17 protein-coding genes are annotated in these 26,574 nt (G+C 46.4%); all 17 read left to right on the top strand.

Going from position 1 to position 26,574, the window contains the following annotated elements; genetic code table 11:
- Nucleotides 1–224: 224 nt before the first annotated feature.
- Nucleotides 225–869: a hypothetical protein gene (locus tag OEY64_10595; protein ID MDH5543396.1), complete on the top strand. Its 645-nt coding sequence runs from the start codon at nucleotides 225–227 to the stop codon at nucleotides 867–869.
- A 24-nt stretch (nucleotides 870–893) separates the two neighbouring features.
- Nucleotides 894–1,184, top strand: a complete 291-nt coding sequence (locus OEY64_10590) for a hypothetical protein (protein ID MDH5543395.1) — start codon at nucleotides 894–896, stop codon at nucleotides 1,182–1,184.
- Between the two features lie 5 nt (nucleotides 1,185–1,189).
- Complete coding sequence (locus tag OEY64_10585; protein ID MDH5543394.1) at nucleotides 1,190–2,332, top strand: hypothetical protein; 1,143 nt, start codon at nucleotides 1,190–1,192, stop codon at nucleotides 2,330–2,332.
- The gene (locus OEY64_10580) at nucleotides 2,329–3,117 is read left to right on the top strand and encodes a phage baseplate assembly protein V (GenBank protein ID MDH5543393.1); all 789 of its coding nucleotides are present in this window, start codon (nucleotides 2,329–2,331) and stop codon (nucleotides 3,115–3,117) included. The genes OEY64_10585 and OEY64_10580 overlap by 4 nt, the downstream gene beginning before the upstream one ends.
- Nucleotides 3,117–3,440, top strand: a complete 324-nt coding sequence (locus OEY64_10575; protein MDH5543392.1) for a hypothetical protein — start codon at nucleotides 3,117–3,119, stop codon at nucleotides 3,438–3,440. The genes OEY64_10580 and OEY64_10575 overlap by 1 nt, the downstream gene beginning before the upstream one ends.
- The gene (locus OEY64_10570; protein ID MDH5543391.1) at nucleotides 3,440–3,796 is read left to right on the top strand and encodes a GPW/gp25 family protein; all 357 of its coding nucleotides are present in this window, start codon (nucleotides 3,440–3,442) and stop codon (nucleotides 3,794–3,796) included. Before OEY64_10575 ends, OEY64_10570 begins: the two co-directional genes overlap by 1 nt.
- Before the next feature lie 47 nt (nucleotides 3,797–3,843).
- Complete coding sequence (locus OEY64_10565) at nucleotides 3,844–6,240, top strand: putative baseplate assembly protein (GenBank protein ID MDH5543390.1); 2,397 nt, start codon at nucleotides 3,844–3,846, stop codon at nucleotides 6,238–6,240.
- Between the two features lie 260 nt (nucleotides 6,241–6,500).
- Complete coding sequence (locus tag OEY64_10560) at nucleotides 6,501–10,208, top strand: putative baseplate assembly protein (protein MDH5543389.1); 3,708 nt, start codon at nucleotides 6,501–6,503, stop codon at nucleotides 10,206–10,208.
- Nucleotides 10,201–12,609: a hypothetical protein gene (locus OEY64_10555; GenBank protein MDH5543388.1), complete on the top strand. Its 2,409-nt coding sequence runs from the start codon at nucleotides 10,201–10,203 to the stop codon at nucleotides 12,607–12,609. The genes OEY64_10560 and OEY64_10555 overlap by 8 nt, the downstream gene beginning before the upstream one ends.
- A 21-nt stretch (nucleotides 12,610–12,630) precedes the next feature.
- Nucleotides 12,631–17,532 (top strand): DUF6519 domain-containing protein, encoded by a 4,902-nt coding sequence (locus OEY64_10550; GenBank protein ID MDH5543387.1) that lies wholly within the window; start codon nucleotides 12,631–12,633, stop codon nucleotides 17,530–17,532.
- A complete protein-coding gene (locus OEY64_10545; GenBank protein ID MDH5543386.1) occupies nucleotides 17,529–18,713 on the top strand; it encodes an Ig-like domain-containing protein in 1,185 nt (394 codons plus the stop codon). Before OEY64_10550 ends, OEY64_10545 begins: the two co-directional genes overlap by 4 nt.
- 51 nt (nucleotides 18,714–18,764) lie before the next feature.
- Complete coding sequence (locus tag OEY64_10540; protein ID MDH5543385.1) at nucleotides 18,765–22,550, top strand: DUF6519 domain-containing protein; 3,786 nt, start codon at nucleotides 18,765–18,767, stop codon at nucleotides 22,548–22,550.
- Entirely contained in the window at nucleotides 22,550–23,227 is a 678-nt protein-coding gene (locus OEY64_10535; GenBank protein MDH5543384.1) for a hypothetical protein, read from the top strand. The genes OEY64_10540 and OEY64_10535 overlap by 1 nt, the downstream gene beginning before the upstream one ends.
- Before the next feature lie 77 nt (nucleotides 23,228–23,304).
- Nucleotides 23,305–23,832: a hypothetical protein gene (locus OEY64_10530; protein MDH5543383.1), complete on the top strand. Its 528-nt coding sequence runs from the start codon at nucleotides 23,305–23,307 to the stop codon at nucleotides 23,830–23,832.
- 224 nt (nucleotides 23,833–24,056) lie between these two features.
- A complete protein-coding gene (locus OEY64_10525; GenBank protein ID MDH5543382.1) occupies nucleotides 24,057–24,623 on the top strand; it encodes an Rrf2 family transcriptional regulator in 567 nt (188 codons plus the stop codon).
- A 136-nt stretch (nucleotides 24,624–24,759) separates the two neighbouring features.
- A complete protein-coding gene (gene ccoN / locus OEY64_10520) occupies nucleotides 24,760–26,163 on the top strand; it encodes a cytochrome-c oxidase, cbb3-type subunit I (GenBank protein ID MDH5543381.1) in 1,404 nt (467 codons plus the stop codon).
- A 16-nt stretch (nucleotides 26,164–26,179) separates the two neighbouring features.
- On the top strand, nucleotides 26,180–26,574 hold a 395-nt coding region (locus OEY64_10515), incomplete at its 3' end, for a cbb3-type cytochrome c oxidase subunit II (GenBank protein ID MDH5543380.1).

The raw sequence follows: 26,574 nt of genomic DNA, 5'->3' as shown, positions 1-26,574 counted from the left end.
AGATGCCTATGACTTCGGTAATATTTATATGGATTTAATTATAAATAATTATTAACCTGTTCAGAGAAATATACACCGGAATAGCCGGTGCAATAATACGCTTCGGGGGGCAATATTCGTCGCCCCCTTCGGCATATTGAAGGTTATCAGTTCGGGGGAAAGGCCATATTTACCGTTGGTTATAGGCCTGAAGTGGAGAATGTAATTTATATGGGGGATGGGAAGTGAGCGGTTTTCCTGGCAGTCCTTTACTGCTGAAAGGTGCCCTTATATCCCTTCAGCCCCCAAACCCTAACCCGAGTGTAATTATTTTTCAATATAACCCCGATTCCGTGACCCGTACGCTCAAGGCGCAGGTTGCTTCCGGTAGCGACAGCGACCGGTCCGAGGCTCTGCGCCTGAAAGGTGCGCCGGAGGAGAACATCAAACTTGATGTGGTAATAGACGCCACCGATCAGCTTGAAAAGGCATCCGAACCGGCATCGACTATGGGGATATATCCCCAGCTGGCGGCTCTTGAAATGCTCCTTTACCCGAGCAGTATCTCAGTTATAAAAAATATGGCTCTCCTTGCCGCAGGCACCATTGAGGTTGTACCGGAGTCGGCGCAGTTCACGCTCCTTGTTTGGGGGCCGTTCCGTGTGCTCCCGGTGCGTTTGACCGGTTTCACTATCACTGAAGAGGCGCACGACACGAAACTGAATCCCATCCGGGCGAAAATTCCCCTCGATATGAGGGTGCTCAGCTACTCCGATCTCGACCCGAGTCACATGGGATACAACCTGTTCCTTGCCCATCAGGTGTCGAAGGAGATCATGGCGAAGTTGGGGATGGTCGCAAGTCTTGGCGCGGGTATGCCCGACTTGTAAATCGGCAGTAAACAGGGGGAGATTATGATCGATTATCTGAGCCGGTACTGTGAGATGGAAACCAGGAAATACCGCATGCCCGACGGGAGTGAGGTCGCCTATATCAGCCGCCGTTTCCTCCCTCAGGGTGAGAAGATGCGTCTCCTTACGGAAGTCGAAGTTACCGAAGGGGACAGGCTCGACAACATCACCGCGCGGTCGATCGGCGAGCCTGAACAGTTCTGGCGCGTGTGCGATGCGAACAACGCGATGAATCCATTTCATCTTACCGACGAGCCGGGTACAAAACTGCGGATCCCGGTTCCAGAGGAGTAAAGAGAGTGCTCTACAACGGCATCAAGGTTACGTTCCTTATCGGACAGACGGTTCCCAAGCCCGCCCCTCCGATGATACTGGAGGCGTTGCGCAACGTGGAAGTAAAACATACGGACGAAGGGATGTCAGGATTTCAAATAACCTTCGCTTTGGGGAAGGGGCTGAAATCCGCGTCCAAGGATTTCGCTCTTTTAAAATCGCCTCTTCTCAAGCCGCCAAACAGGATGATCATCCTCGTGACATTCAACGCGAAGCCGACAGTTTTAATGGATGGAATAATCCAGCACCAGCAGCTTTCCCCCGGCCAGGAGGTAGGCTCCACCACGCTGACTATCACCGGGAACGACGTAAGCGTGATGATGGACAAGGAAAAAGTAAAAAGCAAACACCCGGCACAGAGTGAAGATGTTATCGCTTTGAAGCTCATTTCCAAATATTCCAAATACGGCCTCACACCCAATGTTATAAAGCCCTCTTCGGCCGAAACTCCAAGCCTTACGGACACGATACCTGTGCAGGACGAGACCGATTTCAAATATCTTAAAAAATTGGCGGATAAATTCGCGTATGATTTCTATATCATCTCCGGTCCCGCGCCGGGAGTAAACAAGGCGTACTGGGGACCGCCAGCAACAAAAGGAACACCTCAAAGGGCTCTTTCCGTGGACATGGGGACCTTCACAAATGTTGAGTCGATCAGTTTTCAGTATGACGCAAAAAAACCGCAAAAGGTAAAAGGGAAGATACAGGACAAAAAGACTCAGAAGGAGGTTTCCATAAACATCTCCGCCCCTTCAGCCACCCGGCTCCCTCTTTCGAAAAATCCTTCATGGAAAGAATCAATGGAGACGACCGATCTCGGCACAATGGAAGGATATACGGCGCAACAGGCTAGAACGGCGGCACAAAGGATCACCGACAGGTCTGTAGATCAGGTCGTCACGGCAACCGGCGACCTCGACAGCCTGAGATACGGAAATATCCTTAAACCTAGAGGTCTCGTAGGTCTGCGTGGAGTGGGATACAGCTATGACGGCAATTACTACGTCAAGGAGGTCTCGCACAAAATTACGCGTGAAAAATATAAACAGACTTTCACGCTGACCAGAGACGGACTTGGCGCACTGCTTCCGGTGGTGGTCCCATGAGCCAGTACTTCGGCAAATACAGGGGGAAGGTCGAGAGCAACGTCGACCCGAACAACCTCGGGCGCGTGAAGGTAAAGGTGCCTGCCGTTCTTGACGACTCTTCTCCAAGCTGGGCAATGCCTTGCGTTCCGTATGCGGGAAAGGGGGTCGGATTTTTTTTCATCCCGCCGAAGGACGCAAACATATGGGTAGAGTTTGAAGGGGGAGACCCGAACAAGCCAATATGGACCGGGTGTTTCTGGGGAGAGAACGAGGTGCCAATCAGTCCGGCAAAGGCTGAGGTGAAGATCATCAAGACGGAGCATATTACATTCAAGCTTGATAACAATGCCGGTGATAAAGGGGGCATTACCCTTGAAATAAAATCCCCCGCGGTATCCGATCCGCTGAAAATGATATTCGATAAAAAAGGGATAACCATCGACAACAAACCCTCGGTTATAAAACTGACTCAAAAAGACATTGAACTCGATCATAAGAAATCGAATGTAAAGATGACCGAAAAGGATATCACCGTCGACCACGATAAGAAGCGTTCTGTGAAAATCACAGACAAGGATCTTACTGTCAAAAACGACAAGATAACATTTACCGTAACCGATAAAAAAGCGGAACTGAAGAATGAGGATTCTTCCATCAAAGTCGAGAAGGATATCGAGATCAAATGCGATTCCGTGAAGGCGAAAATTTCCAAAAAAGCTATCGAAATGGAGAACGGCTCGAAGAAGATCAAGATAGGATCGTCTTCAGTTTTGATCAATGAAGGCGCTCTGGAGGTGATGTAATGCCTGGATTTCTTCTTAACGCAGGTTCCACCGTGCTATGCGCGCACGCGGGTCAGGCAAAGCCCGCCGTAACAAGTCCAAAAGTGAAAGTCGACGGAAAACCTGCTGTAACGCTCTCGGCATTATATACAATTTCCGGCTGTGCCTTCCCCCCTCCCCCGGCAGGCGCCGGCCCCTGCGTTACGGCCAATTTTGTAAAAGGGGCTACAAAGGTTTTCTCCAACAAGGAACCGCTTTTGCTTGAAGACGGAAGTTCCGTCTGCACTCCTACCGGGACAGCATTAAATGTAGTTATGGGTAATACAAAAGTGAAGGGGAAGTAATGTATATCGGATTTCCTTTTTCAATAAACGGGCGCGGTCGAACCAATTCCGCTGGATATTCCAAACACATTGTCCAGCTCATTGAACAGGTTCTTTTCACAGGGCAGGAAGAGAGGGTAAACAGGCCCGATTTCGGATGCGGCATAAACCGCCTTCTGTTTGAAGGAAACAGCCCGGAACTGGCGACAGCTACCCAATTTTTATCGCAGGGCGCTCTCCAGCAGTGGCTGGGCGACTACATACTTGTTGAATCTGTAATCGTGAAAAACGAGAACTCCACACTTTATATCACCGTAAATTATCTCGAACGCGACAGCGGACAACGCAATGTCGCCGAATTTTCAAGGGAAGCATAAAAATGGCCCAATTCCGCTGCAGCAATGAAAAGCGAAGGGTCGCCGTGATGTCTTCTTTAACCTCGGATGGCCAGCCAATACTTAACGGCATTGATTATCTTGAGGTGATCGATTCAGAGGTGGTATCAAGCAATGAACGTCAAAGAATAATATACCTTTTCCTGATAAAGCCTCCGACATATGAAAATGAAATTACGCCCAAGAATATAATGATCGACGGCGGAGAGCGGATAAGGGACATCAATGTAACAAATGTTGAATACGACAAGGAAAAAGACCCGAAACTCCTGGTGCTTACCGTTAACAAGGCTGGAGATTTTTCCCGCTACACACTCTCCCTTCTTGAAGGCCCTCAACAATTTAAACCGCCAACGGGATTTGATCCAATATTGTCTTCTGTTGTTTTTTCATTCAAGGTTGAATGCCCAAATGATTTCGATTGTCTTGAAACCCGGCCGGTATCCGATAAATTACTCCCGAATCCTTCCATAGATTATCTGGCGAAAGACTATTCCAGTTTTCGCCAGCTGATGCTGGACAGATTGGCAATAATACTGCCGGACTGGCAAGGAAATACCCCTGCGGATATAGGTATAACCCTCATCGAAATATTGGCATATGCTGGGGACTATCTTAGTTACTATCAGGATGCGGTAGCTACAGAAGCATATCTCGGCACAGCAAGAAAGAGGGTCTCTGTTCGCCGGCACGCACGGCTCCTTGACTATTTTATCCATGAAGGGAACAACGCAAGAGTCTGGATCTGCCTTGAGTATGATCCTTCCTTTCGCGAAAGCGTCAATCTGGATATGGATTCGATGTTTCTCACAAAATTTAACGCGCCTACTGGAACGATCAACAAAGAGTTGCTGAAAAACGCACTAAATGAAGATGTGCAGATTTTCAAGCCTCTGCATACCATTGAGCTTCGCGAATCACGAAACGAAATTCATTTTCACACGTGGGGTGATACCAGGTGCTGTCTCCCAAAAGGAACTGTAAAGGCCACGCTCCGTGGTGACAACAAAGATCTCCTGCTTAAAAAAGGTGATGTCCTTGTGTTCCAGGAAATACTTGGCCCCAACAGCGGACTCGAGATTGATGCCAATCCTGAACACAATCATGCCGTGCGTCTTGATTCCGATCCGATCACAATGGACGATCCTGTAGTCGACGGCGGGGTGAAAGTAACCGAGATAAGCTGGCATCATGAAGACGCCCTCCCCTTTCCCCTTTGTGTATGGGAGCTGGATACGAACTCTGAAAATGCCGAGGGAAAGAACAAATATGTCAGCGTGGCAAGAGGCAACGTTATTCTTGCCGACCATGGCCGTCCGGTTGTTGAAAATATAAAAGTCTTATCATCCCAATATGCGGCATCAAACCGGACCGTTCTAACGCATCCGAACATATCGCACTGCGAACTATACGATCATGAAAAAAGCAAAAGCCATTCAGCATCGAGCATATGCAGACAGGATTTCCGCAAAGTATTGCCTGACATAACACTTGAAAAAGAAAATGAAAAGTGGACATCCGCCAGAGATCTTCTTTCAAGCGACCGCTTTGCTTCCGAATTTGTCGTCGAGGTAGAAAATAACGGAAAATCATATTTAAGATTTGGCGATAACGTGCAAGGCAGGAAACCTTCTGATGGCGCCGTTTTCACAGCGAGATATCGAACAGGGATCGGCTCAGAAGGGAATATTGGAAGCAACGCGATTGCGCATATAATAACAGGTACCGTTGGAATTACCAAAGTATTCAATCCTGTCCCTGCAATTGGTGGTACGGATCCTGAATCCATTGAGCAGGTAAAACTATACGCTCCGCGAAACTTCCACGTTCAGGAGAGAGCCGTTACGGTCGAAGATTATGCGCTTGTGGCACAGCGTCACCCCGCCGTCCAAAAAGCTGTAGCCACCCTCCGCTGGACCGGGAGTTGGCATACTGTTTTTATAACAGTTGACAGAAAAGGAGGCTGGTCTGTTGATACCAACTTCAAAAAAGAAATGAAACTCTATCTGGAAAAGTTCAGACTAACCGGACACGACATTGAAATAGATTCACCGCGTTTCGTATCCCTGGAAATTGCAATGACTGTACAGGTAAAACCCGGTTTCCTCCGCACCACCATCAAAAAGGCACTACAGGATATATTCGGCTCGCGTGATATTTCTGGAGGCCAGAGGGGTTATTTTCACCCGGACAACTTCACTTTCGGTCAGCCTGTTTACCTCAGCGATATCATAAAGAACTCCATGAAAATTCATGGCGTTGAACATGTCGATGTAAATATTTTCCAACGGTTCGGTCACCCCTCAACAACAGAGATGGAAGAAGGCGTGATGAAATTCGGACGGCTTGAAATTGCACGGCTTGACAATACTCCGAATGCCCCAGAGAACGGCAAGATAGAATTCGTTATGAAAGGCGGACTATGAACAACTTGATAAACGGTATTTCGCATGGCGTTTCAGCATGTGATATCAGCATGGAGGAGTACCAGAAGCCTTATAACAGGCCTCATCTAACGACATTGAATTACCGCATTGGTACACACTCAATCTTCATGAACAGAATGCTGGAGCGTCTCCGATATCATCAGGTTTTCACCGAAAATGGGAAATTGACAAAGCCGCTAAACAGCCTGACCGTCCGAACGTCGGATGATCCCGCAATCGCTCTCCTTGATGCATGGTCAATGGTTTTAGACGTCCTTACTTTTTACCAGGAAAGATTTGCAAATGAAGCTTTCATGAAAACCGCTTCAGAACGGCGTTCCGCCCTTGAACTGGCGCGCACGATCGGCTACGAACTGAATCCCGGTGTTGCGGCAAGCACTTACCTTTCATTCACATGTGAAGATAATCCAGAATCTCCGGACTCCACCATTGTGCCAGTTGGAACAAAAGTGCAAAGTATTCCGGGCGATGGAGAACTGCCGCAAACTTTCGAAACCGTTGAAGAGATTCTGGCAAGACCGGAATGGAACTGCCTGAAGCCATACAGACCGGTAACTCTCATCCCTGAAAACACCGAAGCGGGTGTTACAAGTATTCGAATTAAAGGCACTGATACAGACCTTGAAATAGGAGACGAAATACTTTTCGTCGGTGATGAAAGAATATCTGATCCCGGCAGTGAGCGATGGGATATCCGCAAAACGGAAGAAATAAAAATATTTCCTGACAAAGATTGCACGGAACTTATATGGGACAGGGGGCTGGGCCATCTCACACCACCGGTAAATCCCGCAGACAAACCGAGGATTATCACATTCATGGAAAAAGCTTCTGTTTTTGGACATGACGCCCCTGAATGGGAAGAACTTTCACATGAAGACAGGATAACGGTTGTTGGAGAAGATTATGGAAAAATAACAGACGTTGCCCTCACTCCAGACGGGCGGTATGCTGTTGCCGGCTATGCCGATTCCTCGCTCATTGTCTGGGAAATGGACTCAGGCGAGATATTTAATCGTTTATCAGGTCACAATTGCAAAATTAACTGCCTTGCCATTTCACCAAAAGGTGAGTATGTTGCATCCGGCGACATAAACGGGGTACTTGTCCTTAATAATATTGTTTTAAAAACAACAAAGCCATATGTTCTGGAAAACGGAAATAATTCCATAACTTCCATTGACTTCTCCTATTCTGAAAATAAACATAACCTTATTGTCGGCAGTAATAGTGGAAAAATTTCGATATGGCAAAGTGATACCGGCAAAGCATGGGAACTTCGCAGCGCCATAAATGCGCATGAAGGCGCTGTAAGCTCTCTGGCTTTTTCAAATGCCGGTCAATTTTTCGCTTCTGGTGGAATGCAAGATAAATCGGTAAAGATCTGGAATTTTTCCAATTCGAACAATCCAATATTAAAAGCTGAAACCAATAAACATACTCTGGCCGTTACCTCGATTGACTATCGTATTTCAGGAAATACACATAAGGTAATCTCAGCCTGCCTTGATAAGACCATCCGTGTATGTGAATCGTCTGATAATTGGAGTAACAGCCTTCCATGGAAATTTTCCGAGTTTAAAGGTCACGCTTTGGGAGTCAATGACGTAAAATTTCTGCCGGAAGAAGGTCATTTTATATCCTCAGGCGCGGATAAGAACGTTATCGTATGGAACAGATACATATTATCTGGGCAGGAACAGCTTTCCACTACTGTGTTGACTGGGCATACGGGCGCGGTAAATTCCGTTTCTATCTCAAGTGACGGTCTTCTTGCCATCTCTGGCAGCAATGACAAGACCCTCAAGGTTTGGGATATTAAAAACGGTGTGGAAATACACACGCTTTCCACGCTTGAAGACATACCAAAACCTGCCGACTGGCCTAATTGCAGACTCTCGGTAAGCATGGGCAATTACCTATATCTTGACTCTGCATACCCGCAAATCGGTAAAGGTGACTGGATCGTGCTATCCAATTACTATTACAAGGAACTTTACAGAGTTTCCAGCTGTTCCGTTGTTAAACATGCAAAATACACATTATCAGGAAAAGTGACAAGAGTAAGACTAGACACTGATGAAAATCTAAGTAAATTCTATATTCAGGATACAGTTGTACTTATTAATAACCGCGAACTACCTCTATACGAAGAAGAAGTACATGATGGCAGACCTGTCATCGGAAACAGAATCGAGCTTGACTCCTTTGTCACAGGGTTAAAATCTGGCAGGCGTATCGTTCTTGGAGGAAAACAGGCCAGAGTACTCGTTAGTCATACGGGGCATTCCCTTAAGTTCCTAGACGAAAGCGGTTCGACCCTAAAAGAAATATATGAAGAGACTGTTCTTTCGGCTGTAAAAGCTCCTGTGATCGATCATAGCGGAAATGAAACCTGGTTTATAAAAGATTCAAGCGATCTTACAGGTACTATTTCAATAGCGGCTACGGAGACATTGAGATTATCCTTTATCCATGACAATCCAAACGATGCTAATTACCATCAGGAACCAAAATACGATGTATATCCTGCTAATGTAATTGTATTCAACACTGAAACACTATTGACAACTGCTAACGGAATATGGAAAAACCGCATAAAGAACGGTGATACACTTTCAGTATTAAGTCCTCCATTTATTGACAGCGACAACACAACCGTTTGGCACCTGACAGATCGGCATGGGCTGGAAGGATTTGTAAAAACAAAAGCCGGCGGCTCGTTCACTTTAATGAATATCCCTACATTCGAAAACGACGATATTGCAACAGAAGTAGCTGCCCTGAAAAGTGTCAACAATGACGGCGCTCGAACAGTTTTGTATTTGCAGGATAATATAAAGCGATATTATGATCCAGCAACTCTGACCATAAGCGCCAATATTGCCTTGGCCACGCATGGCGAAACCGTGGAGGAAATCCTTGGTAGCGGCAACGGAGCCGTTCCAAACCAGAAATTCAAGATAAAAAGCCCACCCCTTACATATGTACCCGCGAAGACAGCAACAGGGGGAAAAGGGACAATGAATATTTATGTAAATGGTGTTCTTTGGAATGAAGTAGATACTCTTTTCAGCCAGGATTTCAACAAGCAAGGCTATCTGATTCAGATAAACGGTGATGACACGACAACAGTCACATTTGGCGATGGCATATCCGGCTCGAGACTTCCAAGCGGCGAAGAAAATATTTTTGCAATTTACCGAAAAGGAATCGGGATTGATGGAGAGGTAAATTCAAATACTTTAACAATGTTACAAGCAAAACCGCTTGGCATTGATTCGGTAATCAATCCGGTTCCGGCAACAGGCGCAAGCGCGCCCGAAACTTTAAACGATGCGCGTGCAAATGCCCCCAAAAGTGTATTAACGCTTGGCAGGATAGTTTCACTGAAAGACTTTGAAAACTTTGCATGCAGTTTTTCCGGAATTGGCAAGGCACAGGCTGTTTCCTTATGGATATCAAATTCTCGCGCGATCCATCTTACCGTTTCGGGGCCGAATGGGAAGGAAGTCAGCATACATTCAAACCAATATTTAAATCTTATGAATGGCATTAACGCTGTTCGTGAACCGATACAAAGAGTGATCGTAGACTCCTATAAATCTCTCTACTTTAATATCGATGTCAACATTATCTGCAACCCAAACTATATAGCCGATGACGTTAAAAACAATGTATACGATAAATTGCATTCAGAATTTATGTTTGATAAGCGCTCACTTGGCCAGACTGTCTCCGCTTCGGAAATCATTACCATTATTCAGGACGTTCCCGGCGTAACCGCGGTAGATATTGATTCATTATATATGGAGGGGAATGAATGCTCTTTCAATTCCGTGTTACCGGCTCAAAGCGCAAGGGTAATTAACAACATGATCCTCCCTTCCGAACTCCTATTCCCAAACGAGGGCGGGATCAAGATAAAGGTTAAAACCAATGAATAATCGAGAGAAAGAGCGATTATATAATCTCCTTCCGAATGTCTACCGCCAACTAGACAGTCAGCAAGGATATCAGCTGAAAGCATATCTTGGTGTAATCGAAAAAGAGCTGCGAGCCCTGGAAAGTGATATTGACCAACTTTATGACAACTACTTTGTGGAAACATGCCAGGAGTGGGTTGTACCATATATAGGAGACCTCCTCGGTATCAGAGGACTGCACCCCGGCAGTCCCGGGATATTCAGTCAGCGCGCATACGTCGGAAATACTCTTGCCTATCGCAGAAGAAAAGGCACGGCAACTACTCTTGAACAGGTTGCTTACGATACAACCGGATGGCAGGCACGGGTTGTGGAATTTTTCAGGCTTCTTTCATCAACTCAAAATATCAATCATCCAAGACTGCATGAGGGAACGACCTGCAATCTACATGGTTCAAATTCTCTAGAGCTTATAAATGGACCGTTTGAAAACATCTCTCATACTGCGGATATTAAGAATATCGTTGGGAACCGCGGCAAGTATAACATTCGAAACGTCGGCATCTTCCTTTGGAGGATACAGAGCTATCCTCTTTCTAAAACCATGGCCTTGCCAAACACCGGCAAGCAGTCTGAATTCCGTTTTTGCCAGTTGGGTCTGGATATGATGTTGTTCAACAATCCGATCACCGAAACCACGATGACTCAACTAACCAATGAAGAAAACGTTCCAGGCCATCTGCGAAGAAGAGCTCTTTACGATGAACTGGAGGCTATCCGCATGGCTATGCTAACCAACACCTCCATAAAAACCGTATATTTCAGGGAAAACTCGCCTGTATTTGAAATTTTTCTGCAACTTAGCGAAACCAGCGTATTTGAAAAGGTTCCACCCGAGGAAATAATCATTATGAATTTACGCAACTGGGAGAAACCACCCGATGAGAAGACCTATGTAATTTCCGGGCAAACGGTCAAAGTGAAGATCAGCGCCGCAGTCGATCCTGTGCTTGGCCGAATCACACTTCCTATCTCTAAAAAAGACGCCCGGAGTGTTGTAACCAGTTACTGCTATGGATTTTCGTCAGATATCGGAGGCGGACCTTATGACAGGCGCCATACTCTTGTCGACCTCGAAAATATTCCTACTGTCTTTGGATTGCCTGCTGGATTAAACATCATTGGCAACGATATGGAAGAAATCATATTCAAAGCCAGGCTGAATACGATTATTACAAATATCTCCGGGAATTCAATAAAAGCTTATATTGATTCAAATAATTTTCAATCTGCGGTATTAGAGGTCAAACAGGGAACTGAGCTGGATACGATAAATAAGGCGATTGCCCTGTGGCTTCCAAACATTGCTACCATGAAAAACGTGGTTATCCGTGTTTTGGACAGCGGCACTTACCACGAAAATATTGAAATTCATTTGCCAAAGGATTCTACTCTGGTTATCGAAGCGGCAAATCAAACTCGACCCTGCATATCTCTAAATATCTCAAAAAACATAAAAATTACACTGAACGAAGGTGAATCGAATTTTACGATTAACGGATTTTTAATTCTTGGTGGAATCGTCATAAAAAATTGCGGAACTTTAAAATTGAATTTGTCTCACTGCACACTTGTCCCTGGACGGACATTAAGAGAAGACGGCTCTTGTCTCTTTCCTGAATCCGATTCCATCATAACAGAAGAAACAACATCTTTAACTCAAATTGTCATCGATCATTGCATTACCGGAGCGTTGCGCCTTCCATACAAACTGTGCGACTTAACTATCCTTGACAGCATTATTGATCCTCCCAAAATAAAGCGTGAGAAATATTCATATTTTGATTCTGGTGAAAAATCAGCCTACTCACGGCCCGCCATAGAGAAGGATATATATCATGATTCACCCGGTATGGAATGGGTAGTCCGCCATGCTATCGCATCTTGCGACTCCTGCGAAACCTTCGGCCCCAAAACCAATATTGAGCGCTCTACAATTTTCGGGCCGGTAAGCATAAGGGAGTTTGGCCTTGCGTCAGAAACCATTTTTACACATGCGGTTGACGTTGAAAGGTCTCAAACTGGTTGCGTGCGCTACTGCTATATTCCCGGGAGCTCGAAACTTCCAAAACGTTTTCGATGCCAGCCTGAACACTCGCTTAAATCGGCAAAGTCGCCAAAGGAAAAAGAGCTCATAAACAAATTATTAAAACCGGTTTTTACTTCAAAGAATTTTGGTCATCCAGCTTATGCGCAACTTTCCGGCGACTGTCCAGTGGAAATTCGCACCGGCGCAGAAGATGGATCGGAGATGGGCGTCTTTTCGCACCTGAAACAACCGCAAAGGGAATCCAACCTTCGCGCCAGCATTGATGACTACCTCCGGTTCGGACTTGATGCTGAAATATTTTACGTCTCATGAATATGCAAAAGGAGCTTTTCAGTGAAAGGTGATTTTTCAAGGCTGACTTTTGAAAGGACAAAATCCTATAGCGGAGTTCGTCAACAGCAGGGACGGATACAGCTCGATTCTGACTGGAACGAACAGTTCGATATTGAACGGTTTTTCCGAAATACATCCGGAAAATATATTATTGGCGATAGCGGCGCTCCTCATAACGGGAACGGCTTCAAGTTATCTTCGATAGGCCCGGTTACAGACCTTCATATATCAGCGGGAAAGTTTTATGTCGACGGGATTCTCTGTGATATTTCTGAGGGGAGAGAAATAAATGTTGAACTGAATAAAAACTCTTCAAATATATCGCTTGCTACTTTAAGCATTGACGGAATCAATCTTCACTTAGGGGACTGGCTTGAGATCACAACAGCTGATGGACGAATTACGGTTTCGCAAATCGTAAATATAAATAAAGAAAATAATATCATTACTATTGCGCCAAATGCTTCAGCCTCCGGCAAAGCAATTTTAAAAAGAATACGTGCATATTCGACCCAGGAGGGTTGCAGGAATCTGTCATATTCCATGGGAAAATTTGCCGCTATAGCATCTTTCCCCGAAAACAATAAAGTCGTTCTTTCCACTCTTACCGTCGATTCAATTGAATTTGCGACAGGTGAATGGGTTGAAATATGGGCAGAAGACAGGCAAATTTCCATAATACAGATCGAGAGCATAAACAAAACAAAAAAGCAGGTCACTTTCAATGTCGATATTTCGGACTACACAGGGTCAACAAATCCAAAATTGGCCCACCTCTCGCCTCGGCATTCTGGATTTCCGCCTCTTCCAAGACCTGGCGATACTCCCGGAATATACCTGGCCTACCTGGACGTTTGGGATCACCACGTCACTTCTGTCACCGAACCAGGACTTCTTGAAGTTGCTCTTGGAGGGCCGGACAGCACAACGCGCTTGAAAACTATCTCGCAGGTTAAGGTCGCAAAGGTTGCCGAATTTGACGATGAAGTAAATCCCCTATCCAGCTTTTCCGCATGGGATGAGATTACTTCCGGCAACAAAGGTAAAATGAACGCAAGGACAATGCCAGGTTCCGATCTGGAAAATCTATGCATCATCCCACCCAGCGGCGGATACCGCCTACTTGAAAACCAGTTATACCGGGTCGAAATTCACAAGGGGGGCATCCTCGACGCGGACTGGGAAACGGAGGAAAAGGTCACCTTCAAGTGGTCAAGAAATAATGGAACGATGGTGAGAGCGCTTAAATCTATCGCAGGCAATAACATAACCGTTGATGAAACAGGCGGAAACATTCTTTCCCGTTTCAAAGTCAACGATTTGATAGAAATTACCGACGAAGAGCGCACATTGCGGGGAGAATCAGGCACACTGGCTATCTTGAGCGAGGTAGAAGGAAACTACCTTACCATCGCGGAATGGCCGGGCGGGATTCCTTTATCAATGGATGACTTCAATTCTTCCCCCACAGTCCGGCGATGGGACTGTCATGGTGAAATGCCGGTAAATATTCCCGCGGAAAACGGCGGCTGGATCAGGATTGAAGGGGGTATTGAGATTCGATTCGAACATGGAAGCTATTCACCAGGCGATTACTGGCTGATCCCGGCGCGTATAAATCTTGAAGATATCATATGGCCTAGAGAAGGGGCTGAAAAGATCCCTGTGCCGCAGAACCCTCATGGGATTCGCCACCATTTTGCGCGTCTCGCTTTGATGAAATTTGACGGGATCAAATGGGCAGAGATTCATGATTGTCGAAAACTATTTGCTCCTCTTTCGGATTACAATCTCGTATACGTCTGTGGCGACGGACAGGAGGCGAAACCAGGCGACCCACTCCCCCAGCCGTTGACGGTCAAGGTATTGAACTGCCACCATCCTGTGGTTGGCGCTCATTTGAAATTCAACATTGTTTACGGCGATGGGATTATCAATCCCGTAGAAGGGATCGACGCAAAAGATCCTCTTGAAGAAAAAAGCGGCGGCTACAAATCGTTCACCGTTACCACAGATTCCAGCGGTGAGGCGCGTTGCGTCTGGCAGCTTCCGCCTAAAACCAAAATGAGGAAGGACGCCAAAGGAACATTACATGTCCAGCAGGTAGAGGCAATATTGATGGATCCCGATGGACGGGAACTTTCAACCCCTGTCCTTTTCGGAGCATCTTTCAGCATAGCTGAAAAAGTATCCTACGACAGCAATCCACAAAGCGGTACTGTCGTAGATACGGTTGAAGAAGCGCTTGATGAGCTGATGCAAAACCATACCCTTCGCTATGTCAGCGGCGACGGGCAGACCTTCGTGCCGTTCCTTTACGGCGATGATGGTTCTATCGAGACAAAGCCGGACACGCTACCCCATCCTCTTGAGGTGCGCGTAGCAAATGGAAACTGGCCAACGGACAAAGCGAAAGTTGTTTTTGAGATCATCAATGACGATGGAAGCGGAGCCCTCTCAAGTTCCGCCGGGAACGGCAGGAAAATCATGGTAGAAACCGATGCGTCCGGGTTTGCCTCCTGCGAGTGGAAGATCGACAAGGTTTCTCCTGCTCAAAGGGCGATCTCCTATCTTGAGGATAAGCCCGACATGGTAATAGGATTCAATTCGTTCCTGAATCAGGCGGATGAAATAGCCTACAAAGGCTCGGATTTCCCGGATTCGCAACATCCAGATTTGATTGCCGAGAGTATTGAAACCGCTATCGACCAGCTCCGCGAAAACTACTCCCTCCATTATGTCAGCGGCGACGGTCAATCCACGATGCCGGATATCGTTGACGGCGAGAATAACATCATTGTAGCGCGAAGCATTCTTTCGCAATCGCTTGAAGTCCGCGTCGCGAACGGCCAGTGGACAGTAAAAGATGCCGATGTAAATTTCAGAGTACTCACCGGAAACGGCACGCTCTCTTCCGGTACGACTCATGGTCCAATTATAACTGTCAAAACGGATGCGAACGGACTTGCTCATTGTGACTGGCGGCTTGGCAACAGCGATCCCGTCCAAAGGATCGAAGCCTTCCTGCCGGACAAACCAGAACTGCTGATAGGATTCAACGCGTTCCTTAACACAGCCGAGGATATCTCATACGACGGGAGCGCGTTCCCTGACGAACAGCATCCAGATCTAATTGTTAATAATGTAAAAGATGCTCTTGACCAGTTGAGGCAAAACTTTACTCTCCACTATGTCGGCGGTGACGGGCAAAATGCCAAGGCAGACAACACCCTCCCCGCCCCACTTCAAGTCCGCGTAGCCAACGGAAGCTGGCCCGTAAAAGATGCAGAAGTAACTTTCGCCATCATTGCCGGAAGCGGCGCGGTATCAACCTCCCCTTTTACACCTTACGCTGCTGGCGCGGTTGGGTCGGGCGCAGTTTCGGGAACCGCAAGCGGTGCGATTTCATCCGGCACGGCCACACCACCCGCAAGCGGTGCGATTTCATCAGGCTCGGTCACACTGCCCGCAAGCGGAGCTCTCTATATAGAACCGATCAAGACTTTAACGGTTAAAACAGACATAAATGGGATGGCAGAATGTTATTGGATATTGGATCCAAACAACGCAACCCAGCAAATAAGAGCCACTCTGGGAAACAGGCCGGAAACAACCCTGATATTCAACGCCTCTCTGAATTCGGCAAAGGATATTTTCTACGACGGGGAAGGCTCCGTTAATTTACAAAATGCGCACACTATCCAGGATGCGATATCAAAGCTTGATGAGATAACTAGCGCCAAACAACCTGCAATACATATCACTAATGTATTGCTAACCAGGACCGATGGTAACCAAATATCGCTTGTCAACGATATGGACGTGAATGTGCATACATTCATTAACGGGATACATGTTGAGCTGAGCGATGAGATCGCGGTCGAATCGGTCAACGGCAAACCTGTTTGCGAAGTCAGGATGGAAATACCGGTAAACCTTGGATCAACGGGAAAACTGGAACCGGGACAGGTGACGCAATACCTTCAACCCGATTGCTACAGCCCGATAATACTGGCAACCGATGCAAACGCTACAGGGAAATTCATCTCGATACAATTCAGGGACACCACGATAGACATGCTTCTCCACACTCTCTTCACGCAAATTTCAGATATAAAAAGAATGAACCGCATATTGACCCATCTTAAGATAAAAGGGAACTTCATCTGGGGGAAAAATAATCCAGAAATGCTTCTTGATGGAGAGTTCCTCACCATGCCGGGAGGAGCATCCCCTCTATTAAGCGGAAATTCAATCCAGGGTGGCGATTATGAAATCTGGTTTTATATAAACAATCCGATACCGCCAATCACATCAGCCATACCGGCTGGCGGGCTATATTCAGGAATCGACGTAGCCTTGAACGTGAACGATAGAAGCAATACCGGTATCTCTGCTACATACTTCACTACCGATGGATCAACACCGACAATCGACTCCGCGACCTATTCATCGCCTGTAAGATTGGATACGGAAGGAACCACCACGCTAAGCTTCTTCTCCACAGATGAAGCTGGAAACATTGAACCAGTAAAGACAGAGACGTATACCATTGATCTCACGGCGCCGAATTCACCTATTGTATCAACGGCGGATACCTCTCCAACCAATAATAAAACCCCTGAATGGAGATGGGCCTCTGGCGGAAACGGCGGCAACGGAACCTACCGATACAAACTTGGAAATGCGGACCTCACTACAGGCGCGACGGAAACAAAATCGCGCTCCTATGTCCCCGAATTCGAGCTGGTTGATGGCGGATACACGCTCTATGTTCAGGAACGGGATGAGGCAGGAAACTGGTCATCAAGCGGAAGCTGTTCAATCGTCATTGACACGGTTCCCCCTGCGATCAATTCAACTTACCCTAAAGATGGAACAACTGGAGTACCGATAGTATGAGCATTACCGTGAAATTCAGCAAGGATATGAATCCGGCGACAATAAATGCCGGAACTTTCACTCTTAGCGATGGCACGAACAAGGTGGCTGGCAATATCGCCTACGACAGCGCAATCAGGACGGCTTCCTTCACTCCAACACAAAAACTTGCGAATGCAACAACCTACTCGGCAACTGTATCGGGGGTAGCAGATAAAGCAGGGAACCAGCTTGTAGCGCCGTACAACTTCAGTTTCACCACCGAAATAGCTCGAAACATTTGGTACAAAAAAGCTTCAATGCCGACTCCCCGCTACCAACACTCTTCATCGGTGGTAGATGGAAAGATATACGTCATCGGCGGAAGGGACAATGCAGGAACTCTAAATACTGTTGAGGTGTACGATCCCGTAGCGAACAGTTGGATATCCTCATTTAGTACCAACTATCCTTGGAAAGCTATGCCGACTCCCCGCTTCGGTCACTCTTCATCGGTGATAGATAAAAAGATATACGTCATTGGCGGGGTGAGTGGGTCAGCAATTCTAAATACTCTTGAAGTGTACGACCCTGCGACAAACAGTTGGAAATCCTTAACTCCAATGCCGACTCCTCGCTTGTTTCACTCTTCATCGGAGGTAGATGGAAAGATATACGTCCTCGGTGGCCGTAACAATGCAGTACCAAATCTAGGTACACTGGAGGTGTACGACCCAGTGACAAACGTTTGGGAATCCAAAAATTTTATGTTGGCTACCCCCTTGCCTTATCCCCCTATGCCGACTCCCCGCTACGGCCACTCTGCATCGGTAGCAAATGAAAAGATTTACGTTATGGGTGGAATGGGCTTTGGAATTCAAAATACTCTTGAGGTGTACGCCCCTTTGACAAACAGTTGGGGATCCTCAAACACTATGTTTAGTCCCAGTAATCCTTGTAAAGCTATGCCGACCCCCTTATTCTACCATTCTTCATCGGAGGTAAATGGAAAGATATACGTTATTGGAGGGTACGACGTTTTAGCCTCTCTTAATCCTCTTTATGTTTATGACTCCGTGGCGAACAGCTGGAACAGCACCTTAGCTCCTATGCCGACTCCCCGCTTCGGTCACTCTTCATCGATGGTAAATGAAAAGATCTACGTAATTGGCGGGTACAACGGTTCAGTACATTTCTCCAGCGTTGAGGAGTACACTCCATGAGACGCATCTCCTTTATATTCCTTCATATACACAATAGAAAGGTGAATCTGCATGAAGGGTGATTACTCGCGCTTTACCTTCCGCAAGGAAAAACATTACAGCGGTGTGCGGATGCAGCAGGGGCGCGTGCAGCTCGACGCCGACTGGAACGAACAGCACGACATAAACACCCATCTTGACCGGACAACTCGCGTTGACACATTCGGCCTTTCGGGGGGGCCGCAGGAGAACGCAGGATTCAAGATCGTTTCGAAGGATTTCAAGCTCCATCTCACACCGGGGCGCTACTATGTAAACGGCATACTCTGCGAAAACGAAGGCAGCGTCCCGCTTTCAAACCAGCCCGACCTCCCCGATACTCCGCTCCCGGAGAAGTGCTGTCTCTATACCGCCTATCTCGATGTGTGGACGAGGAACGTTACCGCCCTTGAAGAGAGCCATATCCGCGAAAAGGCTCTACTCGGAACCGATACTACTACCCGCGCAAGAACCGTCTGGCAGGTGAAGTTCGAGGAGATGGACGCCAACGACGTGGAAGGGGCTCCCCTACCCGGCTCCGGCTGGAAACCGACCGGCAATGCCGGCGCGTCTCTCCTCGGCGCGCGCGCAAGGCGTTTCGATGTGGAAAACGATCCCTGCTCCCACGTGCTGGGGACAGGATATCACCGCCTGGATAACCACCTCTACCGGATAGAGATACACGACAGCGGAACCGCTGGTAAAGCTACTTATAAGTGGTCGCGCGATAACGCCTGCCGCGTGGCGCGTCTTATCCGTGTTGAAAACCGGGTCGTCACCATAAGCGATCACGGCAGAGGGGCGGAATTTGAGTTCCAGCCAAAACAGTGGATCGAGATAAGCGATGAGGGGCGAGCGCTGCGCGGAGAGCCGGGGGTTATGGCGGAGATAGAAAAGGTAGACGGCTTCAATCTGACCGTAGCGGAATGGCCCGGCAACAACGGAAAAGATTACTGCCCATTCTATTTCGGCGAAAAGCCGACAGTCCGCATCTGGGACAGGGATGAAAACAGGGATAGCGGGCCTGTCTCCGGTGTCCACCTTGTGAGAGAGAAGGAGTGGATGACTCTCGAAAGCGGGATCGAGATACGTTTCGAGAAAAATGGGAATTACAGAAGCGGAGATTACTGGATGATACCGGCCCGCGTCGCGACCGGCGATATCGAGTGGCCCCATGATGAAAATCTCCGCCCTGTCATGTGCCCTCCGGACGGAATAGAACACTCATACGCCCCGATCGCGATCTTGAAACATGCCGGCGACTGGGAACCGCTTGAGGATTTGCGGTCACTCTTCCCGCCGATAACGAAAATCACTGAACTTTTTTACGTCGGAGGGGACGGGCAGGATATCATCCGCGATGAAAGGCTTACCAATTCATTAAAGGTAGGGGTATCCAACGGTCAGCTCCCCCTTGCCAACGCGCTGGTCCGTTTTGAGATAGGCTTCCCTGCCCGGAAAGATAAAGGGGCCGGATGGCTCTCCATATTTCCAAAGGCTGACGGAGGGGAATACTCCGTTGTCTGCAGAACAAACAAAAAGGGTGAGGCGGAGTGCTACTGGTGGCCGGACCCGGACGTTAAAAACCAGGTTGTAACCGCCACGCTCCTCGATCACGCCTGCGAGCCGGTCCACATTCCTATCCGTTTTACCGCCAGCATCACGGGGGCGCAAGAGGTGACCTACTCGCCATACAGAGGGAATATTCTTAAAGGGATAGATAACGTCGGCGACGCGCTGGACAGGTTGAACAGGCTGAAAGCGGAAGATATCGCCTACATCGCCTCATCCGAAGGGAGCGAAAACATTACCAAGACAGTGCAAAATGTTCTTGAGGAACTGCAGAAAGGGACAGGGGTATCCGGCGGAGGGCTTGCATCTATTATTGCTGAGCTTGCGAATGCCGTTTGCGTGCAGGACGATAGGAAACGACATAAGGCCATTATTGAGATCCCCGTAAAGCCGGACTCTTCCATACTCTATTCAACACTTGGACTGGTTTTGAACCTTGTTCGGATTGCGTATGCAACCGTTCTTGAGTTCCTCGATATCCAGAAGGCTGGAAAAATTGACGGCAAGAATTATCTCGGTGACAGCGCATCCATAAATCTTGACGCATTCTTTGGGTCTTTCGGCCTCCCGGCTCTTCAAAAGATGATCAACGAGAAGCGTGAATCCCTGAATGGACTTGGACAAATGTTCCCCAACCTTTTGCTTTATACGATCGCGGAAATTCTAGGCGACAGGATTTTCGGTTCGAACAGAAACAGCGAGGAGAACGCCAGGGCTTTTTTCAGCCTACTCCAGGAATATGGAGAAAAATTCGGTGATTTAGAAAACTTTAACGGAATTGCCGCCTACAATTTTTTCATGACCGCATTTTATCTGCCGATCATGGATTCCAGAAAATTTGACCACAAGGCGACTTCTATACTCATCAAACTGATATTGGATATAACTGCCGCTTGCTGGAAACGGCTCTCCACCGGCATCTTGATCGACAAGGATATGAAATTTGATATTCCAAATGATATTGACTGGAACAACAAAATGGAAAAACCTGTACGGGCAATTTTCCATTCACTCGGGAACTATGGACTTGTAAGAATAGATGATAATCCCCCTGTACAACTGATCGACACGCTTGTTCAAAGGCCGGTCACAGGGGGCTTTGGCGCTACTTGGCTGATATACAGGAATAAGGCATGCAGGATAAGTCATAAGGAGTTGATCGATGCTACAGAAAATGATCTGCTCAAAACTCCAGGTCCTGATCTGACAATAAATCCGCTGAACGGGTGGCAGTTTGAGGAGGCAGAATTTTCCGGCAGTTATTTCCTGCTTTACAGCCTTTCCCCTTCAGGCGTGAAAAACATCCTCTCTATCCCGGTTTCCTACCTGAATACTCTTTCAGGAGCACATGACCTGAAAACTATCCTTGATGCCGACACCCCTGGCACCGGTGGAACAATAAATGCCGATATAACGGTTTCTTCAAGGATAAAGATCGTACGCGGAAGAACCGACGCCCCTCCTGCGGCACTTTTCCTTGAAAACGAACCATATTTTATGAATCTTGAAAGCAATGAGATCACAGACTGCGCATTCAGTGAACAGGGAATTACGATTCAATTGGAAAATATCCATGGAGCATATACGGCAAATTTAGCAGACGCTGGTGGAGTTAGCGAATTCACAATTGTAATATATGATGACTTGAATGGACAGCGTTTGCTTTTGGGCCAGGCTGACAACGGATATATAAAGTGGTTATCAAAGGTAAAGCTTCATTCATTTTCGAGAATTGCGGATGTCGCAAGCGACCAACTGATCATAAATCACGATCTGAATGAACCATCTTGGGCTTTCGTGCCATTATCCACGTTCCTGCCAGGATTGTGGAGTGATCATGCCGCGTTATATAAAGGGATGCTGAATTCTGTTGCCTCAGACTCAAAGCCACATTTTGAAGTTGATTTCCTTGGAAATATCTATACGGATACCGGAGGGAGCGCCTCAAGTTTAAAATTTGAAACAGGAAGCATTTCGGACGCCCATTTCAATGATTCCTTAATTACCGTCCTAAAGTGGAATACGTTTTTAAAAATATATAAAACCGATGGCGAGATACTCCCTTCTTACCTGAACTCGATTATTCTGCAACATCCACGTGTTTCTTACTCGACGCTCCAGCAATACCATAACCGCATTCAGTTTGTTCATTGCCGCTCAGGAAAATATTTCATCGTTTTAAAGGCGGACAATTCTATCCAAGAAACCAAGGTACTTGAGATGTCTACAATTGAGAGAGGTGCTTGATGCCGCACTACAGGCTTGATACCGATATTATGGGAAACAACTGGAGAACATCTTTAATAGAAGGTGGCGCCATAAAACTAATTGAAGATCCTGAAACAGGCCTGATACTCGTCTGGACAGAAAAACCTCTTCAATCGCAAAACGGAATGGAAAAATGTACTGCAAAGATATTCGACAAAACCGCTCGCAAGATCGAAAAAAACGTTCTCGCCTCCGCTGGGCAAATCCCTCTTCCCGGACTCGACAACCTCGAGGATAGCAATAAATGGAAACTGGAAACATATTCAACCAGAAAGGCAGAGCTGGGAAATTTTACCCTGATTGCCGGAGTAAGCGTTCTTCGCGTTCTTTTCGGCGGAGGCCGCGGCGATTCGATATTTATCGGCAGGGATATCGGGATTACAGAACAAGCCGGGATGGCAAGGTTTAAAGCCTACCTTTCGACACTTGATAGTGATCCGGTATCGATAAGAATAGTGCTTACCACTGAAAACGAGCGGCCATGGCTGGAAACAGAACCGCAAGAAATTCAAAAAGGGGTGTGGCAAGATATCAGTTTTAACGTTTCTGAATTTGGAAAAGATAAATATGCAAAAATCACTCGCCTGAACCTGTCCATTGTCACCAACGTCGACTCAGGATACCTCCTGATCGACAATCTATTTATTTCGTGCTAATTTAAAAACTAAGGCTAGATGGATTCTATAAATTAATATATCGCTTTTTACCATTTTGATGTGAAACCTGGGGAAATATGGACATTGCCACCATTTCAGTAAGTTTGGATATTGCCACAGCATTATCTGTTGTTGTAGCCGCATGGACCTATATCAGAAGTGAAAAGCGCGAAAACAAAAAGTTATTATTAAATAACTTTAAACAAATGCGGATAAAAATGATGACCTCACTTGTAATGGATTTGACAGATATTATTGGAAAAGGGAACTTAATAATCAGGAAGGTCAGAGCAGCTCAGGCAGGAAGAGAAGTTTCACTAGATTATAATGATTTCATTGAATTCGGAATGGAACTTTTCGATTATATTGGCACTAATTCATATATTTCTTTCATGGTTTGGGCAACTGAGAATGAAAACAAAATTCTAACGGATATGCAAAATTTGATTTCCGACTGGAACAAAGATTCTATCAAGGCTATCAAAACAAAAACAAAGCCACCTCTTTTCGATGAACTCCTGGACTCCTTGAAGGAAAAGACAAAAGAACTTGCAAATGCAATAAAAAGTGAAATTGGATCGGAGTCACTGAATACTTCAATTTGAATTATTGAGAAACATCACCCAGTGTGCTGTAATTTTCTACCAAATGCAGATTTATTCAGGTATTCACGGGAATTACCTCAAATAATGCTGTATATTTAAGCAATATTAACCGATTGAAACGAGCAAATTCATAAATAAAAATACTTCAAAAAATAGTTGACGAGCATTTTAAATGTGACTAAACTGGCCCCCATAGTTAATAGACAAAGGGGGTCTTTTTAGTATTGTTTAGGTTATCAAGAAAAGGGGAATACGCTTTAAGAACCATATTCCATCTTTCAATAAAAAACGAAATCTGCACCACTGCAGAGATTTCAGAAATACAGGATATACCACAGCCATTTCTGAAAAAGATCATTCAGTCTTTAATCATATCAGGGATTATTTCCTCTGCTAAGGGGAAGAGTGGCGGCATTAAACTGAATCTTTTACCGGAGAACATTTCGGTGAAATCCGTGATTGAAGGGGTTGAAGGCTCCATCTTCCTTAACGACTGCCTTCTTTGCGAAGGGACCTGCCCTCGTGACAAGATATGTCCACTGCATGAGATGTGGCAAAAGGGACAGCTCCTTCTGATGGAATTTCTTGATTCTTATAAATTCGACACTCTTGTGAAAAGACATAACGAACTGACCGCTCCTCACGTCAATGTCGACAACTTGAATCCCGCCGTAACACGTCTGATGAATTTCTTTTCCGATACACATGGCATTACAGCTATAGAAATTAATGATAAAAAGAATTCTGCAACCACTCTGGTAAACAAGGGAAACGGGAAATCAAACATTTAAATGAATACAGGTTTACATATTTTTAGATCATCGGATGCCTTTCCTGAAGGGAGGCCATGGAATTAGTTTTGCGACAAATATATATTGTGTTTAACAAATACATACTTGCCTTTTCTATATTTTTAAGGAGGAATGAGTGTCTGAAAATGGAGAAAGTTTTTATAATTTCAAGATAGTCCAGTGGTTTACTTTTTGTGCCGTGCTCTATTTGGTCGTTGGAACGCTGTTAGGCACATATATAGCCGCTGAACTTTCCTGGCCTGCCCTGAATTTTGATATTCCGTATATAACATTTGGCAGACTGCGCCCACTTCACACAAACGCGGTAATATTCGCATTTGGCGGGTGCATTCTAATGGCTTCATCCTTTTACATCGTTCAGCGAACGTGCGGTGTGAGGGTTTGGAGCGATAAAATGGCTTGGTTCACATTCATTACATGGAACCTTGTGATAGTCGGCGCTGTTATCACCCTGCCCCTTGGCCTCACACAGGGGAAGGAGTACGCAGAGCTTGAATGGCCCCTTGATATCCTGATAGCGCTTTCATGGTTATCCTATCTGATCAACTTTGTAATGACACTAGCGAACCGCAAAAATTCCCATATATACGTTGCTAACTGGTTTTTTCTCGCGATGATGGTGATGATCACCTACCTGCATGTGGTGAACAGCCTTGCTATTCCGATTAGCCTGTTTAAATCGTATTCACTTTTCTCAGGCGTACACGACGCAATGATACAGTGGTGGTACGGACATAATGCTGTCGGATTCTTCCTCACGGCAGGTTTCCTCGGCATAATGTATTACTTCATACCGAAACAGGCGGAAAAACCTGTCTTTTCATACAGGCTTTCCGTTCTCCATTTTTGGGCGCTGATTTTCGGATACGTATGGATAGGCGCACACCACCTTCAATATACCGCCCTGCCAGATTGGGCCGGTTCGCTCGGCGCTGCAATTTCACTTGCGATGATCATCCCTTCGTGGGGCGGCGCCGTAAATGGAATGCTTACGCTAAGCGGCGCGTGGCACAAGCTGAGAACAGATTATGTACTCCGTTTCCTTATCATTGCAGTTGCGTTTTACGCTATGTCCACCTTCGAAGGACCATTGATGAGTATCAGAACAGTCAACGCCCTTTCGCACTATACAGACTGGACCATAGGGCATGTACATTCCGGCGCGCTCGGCTGGGTGGCGATGGTCGGCATTGGCGCCATATACCATCTGATACCAAGACTATGGAACACGCCTCTTTACTCGGACAACCTTGTAAACGTCCACTTCTGGATGTCAACCATTGGAACCGTTATCTACGCTAGTTCGATGTGGGTTTCCGGAATAATGCAGGGACTCATGTGGAGAGCATACGACGAGCAGGGCTCGCTTCTCTACACCTTTGCCGAATCGGTCGAAGCGATGCATCCATACTACGCTCTGCGATTCCTGGGAGGTCTTATATTCTTCCTGGGAACGGTTTTGATGCTTTATAACATGGTTATAACTATCAACAAATCAGACCGCACGGTCGAAGCGTAGAAGGAGGGTTAAAATAATGAGTGAACATACCGGTAAAGAAACCCTCCAGGAAAAAATGGAGAAAAACGTATTCCTGCTTTTGATAATCGTAGCTATCACCGTCTCTATCGGCGGAATAGTTACTATCGTTCCACTATTTTATCTTGATAGCACTTACGAGGATTCCGCCAAATCCCCTGAAATAGACAGTGTTCGTCCATACACACCGCTGGAACTGGCGGGTAGGGATATTTACATCAGGGAAGGCTGCTACCTCTGCCATTCGCAGATGGTGAGACCTTTCAGGGATGAAAAGGAGCGCTACGGGCATTACTCCCTCGCCGTTGAATCCAAGTATGATCACCCCTTCCAATGGGGTTCGAAACGAACAGGGCCGGATCTTGCCAGGGTTGGAGGAAAGTACTCCGACGA

The sequence above is a fragment of the Nitrospinota bacterium genome (assembly GCA_029881495.1).
GTDB lineage: Bacteria > Nitrospinota_A > UBA7883 > JACRGQ01 > JACRGQ01 > JAOUMJ01.
This window is presented reverse-complemented; position numbering and strand designations above follow the sequence as displayed.